Consider the following 13,805-nt stretch of genomic DNA (forward strand, 5'->3'; position numbering starts at 1 on the left):
ACCGCGATGACGCCGAACCCCCGCCATTGGGCCAGCGAGCTGTGGCAGCGCTCCCGCGATCGCGGCTTGCAGACCCACATCGATGTGCTGGTCGACGCTACCGGGCTGGACGACTATCCCTTGCTTACCGAGCATGCGCGGCAAAGCGATCCTCCGGCGCTGTTCAAATTGCTGGAGCAAACCCCGGAGGCCGCCCTGGCCGACGAGGGCCCACTGCTGCTGCGCCTGGAAGACGGCCACGCGGCCTGGCTGGACGAACTGCTCGAACGCATCGACTGCCGCCGCCACCTGATGCTCCTGTTCAGCCCCTGGCCGTTGCCGCGCCTGGGCGAGCACCTGCGCAGCTGCACCCAGGCCGAGTGGAACCAGGGCCGTTCCAGCGGCGTGCTGCGTTTCTACGATCCGGGCCTGTTCATGGCCGTCAGCGACATGCTCGACCCCCGGCAGAGCCGTTACCTGCATGCCCCGGTTTCCAGCTGGCACTGGCTGGACCGCGACGGCCGGCCGAGGGCGCTGGCCGGTCATTACCAGGCCCACGAGACGCCGCCGCTGCAGGCGGCCCTCCGCCTGGAAGCGCATCAAGTCGCCGCCTTGCGCGCCTGGAGCGAGGCCGAAGCCTACCGCCGCGAATACTTCGTGCTGCCCCGCGAGCATGGCCTGGGCGGCCAGGAAAGCCTGCTCCAGCATCTGGTCCAGGCGCACCTGGCCGCCGACCGCCAGGGCTTGCAGGACTTCGACCAGCGCGATGCCTTCGTCGCCCAGTGGCTGCGCGAACAGACCCCCGGCCCCGGCTTTTCCCCGGCGGGAACGAGTCGCGCATGAACGCGCGTGGCATCGGCCTTCCCGCCCTGCTTCCGGGGCCCCTGCTGGCCGCAGGCTGCCAGAGCGGGCCAGACATGCTGGCGGCGCCGGTGATGGGTTCCAACCATACGTCCGCGGCGATCAATTGGTTTTCGGTGAATGGGGCGGGTGGACCGCGTTTAGACCCTTATCAGGGGGATGGTAGCCAGGTTTGTTGCGGAGTGATTCCAAAGAAGTGGAATCCAAATTTGAAAGCTGTCGTGGAATGGGAGAAAGATCCCAAACCGCACGCCGCTATAAGGCGAGATAAATATGGACGGCTGGATAAAGATGATTACTTGAGACATGCCTCAAGCTACACCCGACACAAGATGATCGTGGATATACCTAGATGTAGTGAAAAAATATGCCTGTTGCAGGTGCATTTCCTCCCGTGCGACCAGGTCGCGGTCTCAACAACCTATTACAGCCAGGGGCATCCAGAGTATCCAGATAGAAAGTATTTTCAGAAGAGAGAGCCTTCATGCAAAAGCTCTTGAATGCAAAGGGGTTAAGGACACCTGTTTGGCTGATTGCTTTACTGATAGGTTTTTTGTTTTTACAAGCGTGCCAGGCAGGCCCTGATATGGTGTCTACTCCTATCGGAGGATACAACCATACTTCGGCGGCTATTAACAGATTCAGTGTAAATGGTGCTGGCGGATTAAACCTTGGTCCATTTCAGGGGGGAGCAGGGCAGGTATGTTGTGGTGTCGTTCCTAGAGTTTGGAAGCCGGGCTTGAAGGCAACCGTAGAGTGGGAGGTAGATCCTGAGTCAGGGGCTTATAAAGACTGGCCGGAAAGATATTTTCAGATGGCTGGAGAAAACGTATGAGAGGGCATGGACTCTTGTATGTTCGTCATAAGGAAACTGTCGATATACCTTCTTGTGATAGTAAGGGGATTTGTTCGCTAAAAATACACTTTCTTCCATGTGATAAGGTTGCTACTTCAGTTGCCTGTTATACGCCGTTTCATCCTGAATATCCGAATAAAGGTTACTTTGATATGAGGGGTATGTCATGCAGAAGTTGATGAACTTGATCTGTGTGGGAAATAAAAAGTCCATTGGGCTGGTGGCTTTTCTCAGCACCTTCTTTGGGCTGGTGGCATGCCAAGCTGGGCCTGAAGTGCTGTCTGCACCTATCATGGGTTACAACCATACTCCGGCGGCGATTAACGAATTTACGGTGAATGGTGCTGGCGGACCGAACTTAGGTCCTTATCAGGGAGATGGTAGTCAAGTTTGTTGTGGGGTAATTCCAAAGAGATGGAATCCAAATTTGAAAGTTATTGTGGAATGGGAGAAGGATCCCAATCCCCGTGCCGTTATAAAACGAGATAAATATGGGCGGTTGGATGAGAGTGATTATTTGAGGCATGCCTCAAGTTACACCCGTCACAAGGCGACTGTGAATGTGCCTAGGTATGATGAAAAGGTGTGCTTGCTGCAGGTGCACTTCTTGCCGTGTGACGAGGTGGCTGTTTCTACGACTTGTTATGGGCCAAATCATCCAAAATATCCTGATAAGGCCTATTTCGAGATGAGAAAGTCAACGATATGTCCGGCTAACTGAAGGCAGGTGGGAAGATGCCTAATTTTGGATTTCATATAGCACCCACCCATCCTGTGGCAGGGCGCCTGATTTATGATTCTAAAAAATTATCAGAAAATATATTAAAGCAGCAGAGCGATGAACGGGTTTTTTCAAGGGTGCAAGAGCAAAAAAGGCTTTCTGAAGGTGACGTAGTCGGTGGTGCGCCTTGCTGTAAAGCTATCCATATTACACTTGGTTTTGATGGGACTAATAATAACGATAAGGCTGATGATTCATCGGTTTCTCCATCTTGCAGTAATGTCGCTAGGCTAATTCATGCAAGTATTGGGAGCGGCGATGATATAAACAGTAGGGGGATTTTTAAGTACTATTGCCCAGGTGTGGGTACGGTGTTTCCGGATATTAAAGAATTTACGCCTTCAAACATGGGGTTAATTGGTGCTGAGGGAGGCGAAAATCGAATAAACTGGGGGCTGGTTCAGTTAGTTGATGCTCTTTTCTATACTTTATTAAAAAGTAGGCTTAAACTAAATGAGGTTCAGGGCCTAGTAGAAGAAATGTCCACTAACTGGACCGTCAGTACGCTCACTGGTGGTTTATTGGAAAACGGCGAGAAAAAACGCCGAGCTGCCTTGGAGCCAAAACTCAAGGAACTGGAAGAAAAGCTTCGACAGCGTCAGAACTCTGGACAGAAACCGCATATCCTGGCCATGCGCTTGTATGTTTACGGATTCTCCCGTGGGGCGGCAGAAGCACGAGCCTTTGCCAACTGGCTGCAGGAGCTAACCCGGGTCAGCGATGCCGATGGTCGGGTGGAATATCGCTTTGCCGGTCTGCCGATCTCGATCGAGTTCCTCGGCCTTTTCGATACCGTGGCGGCAGTTGGGCTGGCGGATAGTGCGCCGTTCGCTGCCGGGCATATGGATTGGGCCGATGACACCATGCGCCTGCCCGATGAGGCCCTCTCCCAGTGCCTGCCGACCATCCTGCCGGAAGACTGTTCTTTTCTGAAACGTTGCGTGCATCTGGTTTCCTGTCATGAGCAGCGTGCCAGTTTTCCACTCGATTCGATCCGCCGTCGTGACATGGATGCCAACGGACGTCGGACGGGGCCCTCCTGCTACCGGAAGTGGACGGTGGAATATGCTTATCCTGGTGTTCACTCGGATGTTGGTGGCGGTTATGGCGTCGGCAACCAGGGGAAAGCTGTGGGAGGTTCGGAATCTCTGCTATCCCAGATAGCGTTGCAGCATATGTATGCGGAGGCTTTCGAGGCAGGTGCTCCTTTGCAAGTTCCAGCACCTGCCGTCCATCCAGACTTTCATGAAGATTGGCGGGTAATGGTGCCCAAGATTGAAGCGGAGTTCAGCGTCTCCGAAGAACTCGCCACCCGTTTCAACGCCTGGCAGGCCCAGGCCAAGGCCGGCCCCCTGGAAGAGGTGATCCGTCGCGAGACCGCGTTGATCACCGCCTGGCGCATCGACCGCTATGCCGGCGGGCTGCGCAGCAAGGCGTTCTTCGCCAATGTCCCGCCGGACATGCCGGAAGCCCAGCAGAAGGCCTGGGAGGCCCTGCACAAGCGGCGTAGCCGGGAGTACGCGGCCGCCCAGCAGGGCGAGCCGCTCCCGCCGATGAGCGCCGCCGAACAGGCGGAGTGGGATCGCAACGTGGCGCTGATCGGCGGCGAGGACCAACTGCGCGACCTGCGGGTGGAGAAGCAGTTCGACCCGCCGCTGGACCAGCGCCAACTGCTCGGCGCCGCCGCCGAATTCGCCCATGACTACAAGGGCGACTGGGGCGTGCTCGACGACGGCATGACGGTGGGGGGAGTGATCGACCTACTGCTCGGCGGCACCGTATTCCTGATCAACGAGGAAGACGAAGCCGAGGAATACAGCCAGATCCACCGCGACGGCAGCGCGCGCTACCACCAGTTGTTCAGCGCTCCCGACCGGGTGGCGCCGGGCCAGGAAAAACTGGTGGCGCTGTTCGACGATCAGGTGCACGACTCCCGCGCCTGGTTCATGAACACTTCGGCGATAGGCCCGCGAGAACCTTTCACCGACTACTTCCGCTATCGCCTGGTGCATTTCGACAACGAGTCGAACAAGCGGCTCTCGGTACTGGCCACCGCCGGGCGGGTGGTAGGCGTCGGGGTGATGCTGGCCAGCGTCGGCCTCAGCGTCAAGCGTCGCGATCCGCGGATGCTGCTCGGGCTGTTCCTGCCATCGCTGGCGCGTCCGCTGCTGAGCGGCAAGGTCGGCCTGCCGGAGATCAGCGCCTTCGACCCGCTGACCGGGATCGCCTTGCCGATGGTCGGCGGGGCGGCGCTGGACAACCTGCGGGCCTTCACCCGCGAGCCTGGCGACAAGGTCGAGCAGATCGGCCAGTTGCCGCCACCGCCGCCGCTGGCGGTCGCGGCGGTGCAATCGCCTGCATTGCAGCAGGTGCTGCTGGCTCAGCAGACCGTGGAGGCGCTCAAGGCGCGCGACCTGGGCAGCCTGGCCGGGCTGGTGGCCAAGGCCGAACTCACCCAGGCGCCCGCGGCGGCGACCCCGGCCTGGCTCGCCGAGGCGAAGCAGGCCTTGCAGGACATGGGCACGGAGCAGGCGCAACCGCCGGGCCCCGGCTCGGCGCCGGGCTGGCTGCAGCGCGGCAAGGACCTGATGGAATCGCTTTGAACCTCGACCGGGCGAACGCGGCCGACCTGTCGCCCCGGATCATTCGGCGCGGATGTCGAACCCGCTACTGGCCTCGCTGACGATGCGGAAGCGCGCGTTGCCGTCCGCGGCGATCCGGGTTCTCAGCTCGCGGTTCAGCAGGCCCTTGCCGCAGAGAGTGTCGTCCTGGGTATCGATGCCGATACCGACCACATGCTCGCCCGCCGGCACCTGGAAGCTGGCTTCCTCGCCGACGCCGATGCGCGCGGCGACCTGGCGGTCGATAAGGAACGCCACGTAGCAGCCGCCGCCCAGGTAGCCATAGTCGCGGTGGACTTCCAGCCGGCCGCCACCACTCACCGGTTGCTGGTAGCCGAGCAGGCGTTCGGCGGGGATCGCCCGGGTCTTCTCGGCGGGAACCGAGGAACAGCCAGCCAGGAGGAAAAGGATCGCTACGGCGTACATCGGGCGCATGAAGGCTCTCCGTCGAAAGGTTTCCTCAGGCTAGCCCAGTTTCACTGGAGCGCGGAGCGACGGGGCGGAGTGGGCTAGAATGCCTGGCCTGTTCTCCGGGAGCGACTACCGATGCGCCAGGCCCTGCTGATCGTCGACGTGCAACCCTGTTTCGCCCCGCCGGACTGGCTGCTGGAAGGCATTGGCCAACTGCTCGGGCGGATGCCCTCGGTGGCCAGCGTCGAGCGCCATGACGAATCCCGTACGCCGTTCCAGCGCCAGCTCGGCTGGCGACCGCCGCTCGACGATGCCTGCCTGGTGGCGGCCGACCGGGTCTTCGTCAAGCATGGCTACCTGCCGACGGCGGAACTCGTCGACCATCTGCGTGCGCTGCGAGCGGAACGGGTGCTGGTCTGCGGCATCCAGGCCGACACCTGCGTGCTCGCCGCCGGCTTCGCCCTGTTCGACGCCGGCCTGCAACCGACCCTGGTCGGCGACCTGGTGCTCGGCTCCTCGCTGGATCGCTCGGGGGAGCTGGGTGTGCGCCTGTGGAAGCATCATTTCGGCCAGGTCGTCAGCCTGGCCGAGGTGCTGGCGGATTGAGGCTCAGTGGGGCCGGCTGAGCAGCGCGACCGTGGCCTCGGCATTCATCATCCGCGCCGCCGCCAGCGGCGTCAGCCCGGCGGCGTCCTGGGCGTCACGACGGGCGCCGTGGGCCAGCAGGCTGGCGGCGACCTCGGCCTGGTTGAACATGGCCGCCATCATCAGTGCGGTCTTGCCGTCGGCCGAGGCGCCCTCGACGTCGGCGCCGCCGGCGAGGAGCAGTTCGACCATCGCCAGGTCGCCCTTGAACGCAGCGCCGGCCAGCGGTGTCTGCCCGGCCAGGTTGCGCAGGTCCGGGTCGGCCTTGTAGGCCAGCAGCAGGCGTACCGTGTCGGCGTGGCCATGGTAGCTGGCCAGCATCAGCAGGCTATCGCCCTTGTGGTTGCGCAGGTTCGGCGGCAGGCCCTGTTGCAGCAGTTGCTCGAGGCGCTGGCTGTTGCCCTGGCGGGCCAGGTCGAACAGCTGGTGGACGAACTCCTGGGTTTCCATATCCAGTTCTGGGCGAGGGCTATCGGTCATGGGGCTGCTTCCTTGTGAATACCGGGTTTGCCGAATGATAGGCGGCCTTGCCGAGGTGGGCTGTTGAGCATTGCCTATGGGGCGGGTTGGCAAATTCAATCGATGGTTGGGGTGGGAAGGTGCCAGCCTGCTGTGACCGGAAGCCGGCCTGGTTGCGTCGTCTTTACAGTTCGATACGGATATCGGTGGCGAAAACGGGGAAAATAAACCGATCGTGCGCCTATCGGCTGTGCCCGGCGCGCACTCTGGAATATCCTTGTCGCCTTCGATACCACTGAGCGGTGCGCGCGCTTGCCGAAGCGAGGCGGTGGCACACTGCGCAATGGCCGACCTTGCCCGGGCCCTGTACGAAAGCGCGCCTCCAACGTCTTTTCGTAGAGCGCCCGGCATCGCCGCGAGCGAACCCGTTTCCGGTGCCGGCCCCAGGCGGGCACCGCTATGCCTAATCGGCCCCGTTCGACGGCGGCCCAGCGAGAGAAGAGGAACAACTGTGCATAAAGCCGTCATCAGCGGAACCGGTCTTTATACTCCGCCCTACAGCATCTCCAACGACGAGCTGGTGGAGAGCTTCAATACCTTCGTGCGCCAGTACAACGACCAGCACGCCGAGGCCATCGCCAAGGGCGAACTGGAGGCGCTGGCCGAGTCCAGCTCGGCGTTCATCGAGAAGGCGTCCGGCATCAAGAGCCGCTTCGTGATGAACAAGGAAGGCATCCTCGACCCGCAGCGCATGGTTCCGTACCTTCCCGAGCGCAGCAACGACGAGTGGTCGATCCTCTGCGAGATGGCCGTGGCCGCCGCCAGGGAGGCGCTGCAGCGTGCCGGCCGCAGCGCCGCCGACATCGACGGGGTGATCGTCGCCTGCTCCAACCTGCAGCGCGCCTACCCGGCGATCGCGGTGGAGGTGCAGGCCGCGCTGGGCATCCAGGGCTACGGCTACGACATGAACGTGGCCTGCTCCTCGGCCACCTTCGGTATCCAGGCCGCCACCACCGCGATCCAGACCGGCCAGGCGCGGGCGATCCTGATGGTCAACCCGGAGATCTGCACCGGCCACCTGAACTTCCGCGACCGCGACAGCCACTTCATCTTCGGCGACGCCTGCACCGCGGTGATCGTCGAGCGCGCCGACCTGGCCGTGTCGAAGCACCAGTTCGACATCGTCAGCACCAGGCTGCTGACCCAGTTCTCCAACAACATCCGCAACAACTTCGGCTTCCTCAACCGCGCCGACGAGAGCGGTATTGGCAAGCGCGACAAGCTGTTCGTCCAGGAAGGCCGCAAGGTGTTCAAGGATGTCTGCCCGATGGTCGCCGAGCTGATCGGCGAGCACCTGGCGGCCAATGAAATCCAGGTCGCCGAGGTCAAGCGCTTCTGGCTGCACCAGGCCAACCTGAACATGAACCTGCTGATCACCCGCAAGCTGCTCGGCCGCGACGCCGAGGCGCACGAGGCGCCGGTGATCCTCGACAGCTACGCGAATACCAGTTCCGCCGGCTCGGTGATCGCCCTGCACAAGCACCAGGATGACCTGCCCAGCGGCGCCATCGGGGTGCTCAGCTCGTTCGGCGCCGGTTACTCGATCGGTAGCGTGATCCTGCGTAAACACTGATCGTGGCGGCGCCTACCGACGCCGAGCTGCTGCCGCGCCTGCTGGCCGGCGAGCAGCGAGCCTTCCGCGAGCTGGTTGGCGCCTACCAGGGCGCCATGCGGGCCGTGGCCTGGGCGATCATCGGCAGATCGCATACCGAGGAAGTGGTGCAGGACGCCTGGCTTGCGGCGGTTCGCGGGCTGGACGGGTTCCAGGGGCGTTCGAGCCTGAAGACCTGGCTGCTGACCATCACCGCCAATACCGCCAAGAGCCGCTTGCGCCAGGTTCGCCGGGAAGTTTTCCTCGACGACCTGCCGGGGCCCCATGGTACGGTGGATGAGCAGCGCTTTGCCGCCGACGGTCACTGGAGCCAGCCGCCGCACGCCTGGCACGAGGATTCGCCGGAAGCCCTGCTCACCGAGGGCGAACTGCGCGATTGCCTGGACAAGACCCTCAACGGTCTGTCCGAGCTGCAGCGCAGCGTGCTGACCCTGCGCGAACGCCAGGGCTTGGAGCTGGAGGAAATCCGTGATCTCCTGGATATCACGCTTTCCAATGTCCGGGTGCTGCTGCATCGCGCCCGCCTGAAGGTCTTCGCCACCCTGGAGCATTTCGAGGAGACCGGCCAATGCTGAGTTGCAAGGAACTGGTCGCCCGGTCCAGCGACTTTCTCGATGGGCAACTGGACTTCCGCGGACAACTGGCGGTGCGCAGCCACCTGCTCATGTGCCGGCATTGCCGGCGCTTCATCCGCCAGATGCGCCTGACCCAGGCGACCGTGCGCCATCTGCCGGAAGGGCAGGGGCCGGAACTCGACCGCCTGGCCGCGCATCTCTCCGAGTTGCGCAAGGACGCCGCGCGGCGCTGAGCCGGGGTACCCTCGACACCAAGCCGCCGCCCGCGATTCGTGGGCGGCGGCTTTTTCGTTTCCGCTATCCGGCGTGGGCGAACCGAACCCGGCCTGGCGTGGGCGGCTCTCTCTTCCGCGTGACGAGGTCGAGGAGTGTGGCTGGGCTTGGCGGATATCGCTGCGCGATATGCGCCCTACGGAGGGGCGGCAATCCGTTTCGCTGGGCGGGCATCCGAAGTCGAGGAGAATGCCTGGGACCTGGCGGATATCGCCGCCCGATATTTCTCCAGCGGGGCAAACCCTGACGCCAGGTGAAGGGACGGGAAATTTTTTTCGACGCCGCTGTAACGCCGCCGGGGGTGCTCCGTCCATTGGGGCGAGGACGCCATACCGGCGCCCGCTACCAACTTCAGGAGTTACCCATGAAAAAGATTTCCCTCGCTTCCTCCGTCGTCGGCGCTGCTCTGCTCGGCGTAGCCAGTGTCGGCGCGCATGCCGCGCAGAATCCCTTCGCCGTGCAGGAGCTGAGCAGCGGCTACAGCGTGGCTGCCGCCGAGAAGGCCAAGGAAGGTTCCTGCGGCGAGGCCAAGTGCGGTGCCGACAAGGGCAAGCGCGAAGCCTCCAAGGCCGGTCATGAAGGCAGCTGCGGTGCGGATCGCAAGGCCAAGGAAGGTTCCTGCGGTGGCGAGAAGAAGGCCGGCGAAGGCAACTGCGGCGCCGACAAGAAGAAGTCGTAAGGCCTGAGGAGACGGACCATGCAACGGGAATTCGTCAGCGGCGCCGGGCTAGGCCTGCGTCGCGCGCTGCTGGAGCCGCTCGGCGCCGGCGACGAGGGCCGGGTCGACTTCCTCGAAGTCGCCCCGGAGAACTGGATCGGCATCGGCGGCCGTCTCGGCCGCCAGTTCCGCGAGCTGACCGAGCGCCTGCCGTTCCTCTGCCATGGTCTGTCTCTCAACCTCGGCGGCTACGCCCCGCTGGACATGTCGTTGCTGCGCGCGATCAAGGGGTTCATCGAGCAGCATGGCATCCGTGCCTACAGCGAGCACCTGTCGGCCTGCGCCGACGACGGCCAGCTCTACGACCTGATGCCGCTGCCGTTCAGCGACGAGTCGGTGCGCCGGGTCGCCGAACGGGTCCGGGTGGTACAGGACGTCCTCGAGCGGCCGTTGATCGTCGAGAACGTCTCGGCGTATGCGCGCTTGCCGGGCGAGCTGGAAGAGGTCGATTTCGTCCGCGCGGTACTGGAGGAAGCCGATTGCCAATTGCTGCTGGACGTCAACAACGTCTACGTCAACGCCTGCAACTTCGGTTTCGACGCCCACGCCTACATCGCCGCGATGCCCAGCCGGAGGATCGCCTACCTGCACATGGCCGGGCACGACGAACAGGGCGCCAGCCTGAAGATCGATACCCATGGCGCGCCGGTCTGCGATCCGGTCTGGGAACTGCTGGCACATGCCTATGCCTGCCATGGCGAACGCCCGACGCTGCTGGAGCGCGATTTCAACCTCCCGCCACTGAGCGAGCTGTATGCCGAAACCGATCGCATCCGCGAGCTGCAGCGGCGCAGCGGTGAAGCGCAACTGCGCAGCCTGGGGTACGGCACATGAACCACACGACCTTGCAACGGCGTTTCGCCGCACGTATCCGCGATCCGCAGCAGGCCTTGCCGCCCGGCATCGCGACGGAGCGCATGGCGATCTACGAGGAACTGTTCTTCAACAACCTGGACGGTTTCATCAGCAGCGGTTTCCCGGTCCTGCGCCGGTTGTTCGACGAGCCGCGCTGGCATCGCCTGGTGCGTGCCTTCATGCGCGAGCATCGCTGCCGCACACCGTACTTCAGCCAATTGGGCGAGGAGTTCATCGGCTGGCTGCAGGACGGCTACCGCGCGGAGGAGGGCGATCCGCCCTTTCTGCTGGAGCTGGCTCACTACGAGTGGGTCGAGCTGGCCCTGTCGCTGGCCGAGGCGCCTGTCGAGACGCTGCCGCAGGCCTGGTCGTGGTCGCCACTGGCCTGGCCGCTGGCCTATCGCTGGCCGGTCCATCGCCTGGGGCCGAGCCATCGGCCGGTGGAGCCGCCGGCCGAGCCGACCTGCCTGCTGGTCTGGCGCGATCCGGCGGAGCGGGTGCGCTTCCTGCACCTGTCGCCATTCGCCTATCGCCTCGCGCAGCGCCTGAGCGAGGAGGGGGAGGCGTCGGTGACGCTGCTGCCGTTGTTGCGCGAGTTGGCCGGAAGCTGCGGCCTGAGCGCCGACGCGGAGTATTTCGAAAATGCCTTCGCCTTGCTGGAGGACTGGCACGCCCAGGGCATCCTCATGGGCGAGGGCGCTCTGGAGTGACGATGAAGACTGTCTTCTTGCGTTTACAGCATGCCCTCGACGTCACCCGTCGAGCGGATTTCCTCGCCCCGCTGGCGCTGCGCCTGTACCTGGCGCCGGTGTTCTGGATGGCCGGCAGCCAGAAGCTGGCGGACATGCCGGCCACCATCGAGTGGTTCGGCAATCCCGACTGGGGACTCGGTCTGCCGTTTCCCGAACTGCTGGCCTGGCTCGCCGCGCTGAGCGAGGCCGGTGGCGCCGTGCTGCTGTTGTGCGGCCTGGCCGTGCGCTGGATCAGCCTGCCGCTGATGGTGACCATGCTGGTAGCGATCTTCGCCGTGCACTGGCCGAACGGCTGGCAGGCGATCGCCGATCCGTCCGCGCCGTTCGCCAACGCCCAGGTGCTGGAGGCCGGCGAGAAGCTGGTGCGGGCCCGGGAAATCCTGCGCGAATACGGCAACTACGACTGGCTGACGTCGAGCGGAAGCTTCGCCATCGTCAACAACGGCATCGAGTTCGCCGCGACCTACCTGGTGATGTTGCTCGCGCTGTTCTTCGGCGGCGCTGGCAAGTGGCTTTCTGCTGACTTCTGGATTGCGCGAAAATTGCGCTGAGATTTCTACCCATATCGAATAACCCGAAAGGCCCGTAGTAGAGGGCTTTTCGCGTTATTCGCATTGGAGATAAAAAGTTCCTCTGTAATGAAACATTTATCTCCATGCAATTTGGCTGCAATCTGCCATCGCCAAGATTCCCCCCAACACAAAGGGGCCGCCTTACGGCCAGCGCGGAACAAGGGGCGCGCTGTAGCCAGGCACTCGCGTGTTGCCAATGCACACACCATTAAGGGGAAATCTTCGATGATCCGTAAGCACTCGCTCGGCTTCGTTGCCAGCGCTCTGGCTCTGGCCGTATCTGCCCAGGCGTTCGCCGGCACCGTGACCACCGACGGCGCCGATATCGTGATCAAGACCAAGGGCGGCCTCGAAGTCGCCACCACCGACAAGGAATTCAGCTTCAAGCTGGGCGGTCGCCTGCAGGCCGACTACAGCCGTTTCGACGGTTTCTATACCAAGAATGGCAACACCGCCGACGCCGCCTACTTCCGCCGCGCCTTCATCGAACTCGGCGGCACCGCGTACAAGGACTGGAAATACCAGATCAACTTCGACCTGTCGCACAACACCGGCAGCTCCGACAACGGCTATTTCGACGAAGCTTCGGTCACTTACACCGGCTTCAATCCGGTCAACCTGAAGTTCGGTCGCTTCGACCCCGACTTCGGCCTGGAAAAGGCCACCAGCTCCAAGTGGGTGACCGCTCCCGAGCGTAACGCCGCCTACGAACTGGCCGACTGGATCAACACCCACCAGGACGGCATGGGCGCCCAGGTCAACTCGACCCTCGCCGACATGGCCTACCTGTCCGCCGGCGTATCCGCCAAGGACGCCGACGACAGCGACGGCGACAGCGTCAAGCAGTTCAACTTCCGCGGCGTGTTCGCGCCGATGCACGAAGCCGGCAATGTTCTGCATGTCGGCGTGAACTATGCCTACCGCGACCTCGACGACACCGCCTTCGACTCGCGCATCCGTCCGCGCCTGGGCATGCGCGGCATCGCCACCAGCGGCGGCAACGACGCCGGTGACAACGGCAACCGCGCGACCTTCGGCGGCGTCTCCAACTCGCCGGCCGGTTCCTACAAGGACGACAGCGTCTGGGGCCTGGAAGGCGCCTGGGCGATGGGCCCGTTCTCGGCCCAGGCCGAATACCTGGCACGCAAGCTGAAGGCCGATGACAACGCCTACAAGGACATCAAGGCCAAGGGTTACTACGCGCAACTGGCCTACACCCTGACCGGCGAGTCCCGCCAGTACAAGCTGGAGGGCGCCAAGTTCGACTCCGTCAAGCCGGAAAACAAGGAAATCGGCGCCTGGGAAGTGTTCTACCGCTACGACAACATCAAGGTGGAAGACGACAACGTCGTCGCCGATACCGCCACTCGCGAAGTCGGCGACACCAAGGCCAAGGCCCACAACCTGGGTGTGAACTGGTACGTCAACGATGCGGTGAAGATCAGCGCGGCCTACGTCAAGGCGAAGACCGACAAGATCACCAACAACAATGGCGACGATGACGGCGACGGCTTCGTGACCCGTTTGCAGTACGTGTTCTAAGAAGCGACAACGATCTGCTCCTGTTTTCGGCCTCGCTCCGGCGAGGTCTTTTTAATCGCTTCCTTACCCGGTTGTGGCGATGTTGGCAGCCTGCAACCGGGTCTTTCTTTCGTTACAGGTCCACCCGCAGGTACTGGCAGGAATATCCGAAAGCCAGACGGTTATCGGCAGAAACTCTTGAGTTTCATTGCAGTCATGCAATCTTCGCAAGGTTGCCGCAATATATGAAACAA

Annotated in this window: 15 protein-coding genes and 1 pseudogene; 14 read left to right on the forward strand and 2 right to left on the reverse strand. The window is 62.7% G+C overall.

The features are described from left to right. Positions 1–6 precede the first annotated feature (6 nt). The 5 genes from VQ067_RS08995 to VQ067_RS09015 all read left to right on the forward strand — a co-directional run bounded on the left by VQ067_RS08995 (position 7) and on the right by VQ067_RS09015 (position 5,080). Positions 7–822, forward strand: coding sequence for a DUF4123 domain-containing protein (locus VQ067_RS08995; RefSeq protein ID WP_023095339.1), 816 nt, complete (start codon positions 7–9; stop codon positions 820–822). After that, entirely contained in the window at positions 819–1,340 is a 522-nt protein-coding gene (locus tag VQ067_RS09000; protein WP_031636319.1) for a DUF3304 domain-containing protein, read from the forward strand. The genes VQ067_RS08995 and VQ067_RS09000 overlap by 4 nt, the downstream gene beginning before the upstream one ends. After that, on the forward strand, positions 1,325–1,675 hold the full coding sequence (locus tag VQ067_RS09005) for a DUF3304 domain-containing protein (RefSeq protein ID WP_171894134.1): 351 nt from the start codon (positions 1,325–1,327) through the stop codon (positions 1,673–1,675). Before VQ067_RS09000 ends, VQ067_RS09005 begins: the two co-directional genes overlap by 16 nt. A 187-nt stretch (positions 1,676–1,862) precedes the next feature. Next, on the forward strand, positions 1,863–2,417 hold the full coding sequence (locus VQ067_RS09010; protein WP_003138323.1) for a DUF3304 domain-containing protein: 555 nt from the start codon (positions 1,863–1,865) through the stop codon (positions 2,415–2,417). Between the two features lie 14 nt (positions 2,418–2,431). Further along, positions 2,432–5,080, forward strand: a complete 2,649-nt coding sequence (locus tag VQ067_RS09015; protein ID WP_071534866.1) for a T6SS phospholipase effector Tle1-like catalytic domain-containing protein — start codon at positions 2,432–2,434, stop codon at positions 5,078–5,080. A 39-nt stretch (positions 5,081–5,119) separates the two neighbouring features. On the opposite strand, the gene VQ067_RS09020 is transcribed toward VQ067_RS09015, so the two are convergent. Further along, complete coding sequence (locus VQ067_RS09020; RefSeq protein WP_003091632.1) at positions 5,120–5,533, reverse strand: hypothetical protein; 414 nt, start codon at positions 5,531–5,533, stop codon at positions 5,120–5,122. Between the two features lie 79 nt (positions 5,534–5,612). Between VQ067_RS09020 and VQ067_RS09025 the strand changes: the two are divergent. Continuing rightward, positions 5,613–6,115, forward strand: a pseudogene (locus tag VQ067_RS09025) (cysteine hydrolase family protein). Between the two features lie 3 nt (positions 6,116–6,118). Here the strand turns inward: VQ067_RS09025 and VQ067_RS09030 are convergent. After that, positions 6,119–6,634, reverse strand: a complete 516-nt coding sequence (locus tag VQ067_RS09030; RefSeq protein WP_003091630.1) for an ankyrin repeat domain-containing protein — start codon at positions 6,632–6,634, stop codon at positions 6,119–6,121. A gap of 490 nt (positions 6,635–7,124) precedes the next feature. On the opposite strand from VQ067_RS09030, the gene VQ067_RS09035 reads away from it, so the two are divergent. The 8 genes from VQ067_RS09035 (at position 7,125) to oprO (ending at position 13,572) form a co-directional block, all read left to right on the forward strand. Continuing rightward, positions 7,125–8,246 (forward strand): beta-ketoacyl-ACP synthase III, encoded by a 1,122-nt coding sequence (locus VQ067_RS09035; protein WP_003104436.1) that lies wholly within the window; start codon positions 7,125–7,127, stop codon positions 8,244–8,246. Between the two features lie 2 nt (positions 8,247–8,248). Next, positions 8,249–8,860 carry an RNA polymerase sigma factor gene (locus VQ067_RS09040; protein WP_033990942.1) on the forward strand — a complete coding sequence of 204 codons (612 nt, stop codon included), beginning with the start codon at positions 8,249–8,251 and terminating at the stop codon, positions 8,858–8,860. Then, complete coding sequence (locus tag VQ067_RS09045) at positions 8,854–9,093, forward strand: anti-sigma factor family protein (RefSeq protein ID WP_003091627.1); 240 nt, start codon at positions 8,854–8,856, stop codon at positions 9,091–9,093. Before VQ067_RS09040 ends, VQ067_RS09045 begins: the two co-directional genes overlap by 7 nt. 404 nt (positions 9,094–9,497) lie before the next feature. After that, the gene (locus VQ067_RS09050; RefSeq protein WP_003091625.1) at positions 9,498–9,812 is read left to right on the forward strand and encodes an HvfA family oxazolone/thioamide-modified RiPP metallophore; all 315 of its coding nucleotides are present in this window, start codon (positions 9,498–9,500) and stop codon (positions 9,810–9,812) included. An 18-nt stretch (positions 9,813–9,830) separates the two neighbouring features. Further along, complete coding sequence (locus tag VQ067_RS09055) at positions 9,831–10,685, forward strand: HvfB family MNIO-type RiPP peptide maturase (RefSeq protein WP_015649212.1); 855 nt, start codon at positions 9,831–9,833, stop codon at positions 10,683–10,685. Continuing rightward, positions 10,682–11,416: an HvfC family RiPP maturation protein gene (locus tag VQ067_RS09060; protein WP_003138335.1), complete on the forward strand. Its 735-nt coding sequence runs from the start codon at positions 10,682–10,684 to the stop codon at positions 11,414–11,416. The genes VQ067_RS09055 and VQ067_RS09060 overlap by 4 nt, the downstream gene beginning before the upstream one ends. 2 nt (positions 11,417–11,418) lie before the next feature. Further along, positions 11,419–12,009 (forward strand): HvfX family Cu-binding RiPP maturation protein, encoded by a 591-nt coding sequence (locus VQ067_RS09065; RefSeq protein WP_031635915.1) that lies wholly within the window; start codon positions 11,419–11,421, stop codon positions 12,007–12,009. Between the two features lie 246 nt (positions 12,010–12,255). Continuing rightward, positions 12,256–13,572 (forward strand): outer membrane porin OprO, encoded by a 1,317-nt coding sequence (oprO, locus tag VQ067_RS09070; protein WP_003104423.1) that lies wholly within the window; start codon positions 12,256–12,258, stop codon positions 13,570–13,572. The last annotated feature ends 233 nt before the right edge of the window (positions 13,573–13,805 follow it).

It is taken from the genome of Pseudomonas sp. KBN12P06040 (assembly GCF_037574965.1).
Lineage (GTDB): Bacteria > Pseudomonadota > Gammaproteobacteria > Pseudomonadales > Pseudomonadaceae > Pseudomonas > Pseudomonas aeruginosa.

Coding starts and splice junctions, on each gene's coding strand:
- VQ067_RS09050 (WP_003091625.1), top strand. CDS start 9,498: ATGAAAAAGATTTCCCTCGCTTCCTCCGTCGTCGGCGCTGCTCTGCTC.
- VQ067_RS08995 (WP_023095339.1), top strand. CDS start 7: ATGACGCCGAACCCCCGCCATTGGGCCAGCGAGCTGTGGCAGCGCTCC.
- VQ067_RS09020 (WP_003091632.1), bottom strand. CDS start 5,533: ATGCGCCCGATGTACGCCGTAGCGATCCTTTTCCTCCTGGCTGGCTGT.
- VQ067_RS09000 (WP_031636319.1), top strand. CDS start 819: ATGAACGCGCGTGGCATCGGCCTTCCCGCCCTGCTTCCGGGGCCCCTG.
- VQ067_RS09045 (WP_003091627.1), top strand. CDS start 8,854: ATGCTGAGTTGCAAGGAACTGGTCGCCCGGTCCAGCGACTTTCTCGAT.
- VQ067_RS09065 (WP_031635915.1), top strand. CDS start 11,419: ATGAAGACTGTCTTCTTGCGTTTACAGCATGCCCTCGACGTCACCCGT.
- oprO (WP_003104423.1), top strand. CDS start 12,256: ATGATCCGTAAGCACTCGCTCGGCTTCGTTGCCAGCGCTCTGGCTCTG.
- VQ067_RS09005 (WP_171894134.1), top strand. CDS start 1,325: ATGCAAAAGCTCTTGAATGCAAAGGGGTTAAGGACACCTGTTTGGCTG.
- VQ067_RS09030 (WP_003091630.1), bottom strand. CDS start 6,634: ATGACCGATAGCCCTCGCCCAGAACTGGATATGGAAACCCAGGAGTTC.
- VQ067_RS09055 (WP_015649212.1), top strand. CDS start 9,831: ATGCAACGGGAATTCGTCAGCGGCGCCGGGCTAGGCCTGCGTCGCGCG.
- VQ067_RS09060 (WP_003138335.1), top strand. CDS start 10,682: ATGAACCACACGACCTTGCAACGGCGTTTCGCCGCACGTATCCGCGAT.
- VQ067_RS09015 (WP_071534866.1), top strand. CDS start 2,432: ATGCCTAATTTTGGATTTCATATAGCACCCACCCATCCTGTGGCAGGG.
- VQ067_RS09010 (WP_003138323.1), top strand. CDS start 1,863: ATGCAGAAGTTGATGAACTTGATCTGTGTGGGAAATAAAAAGTCCATT.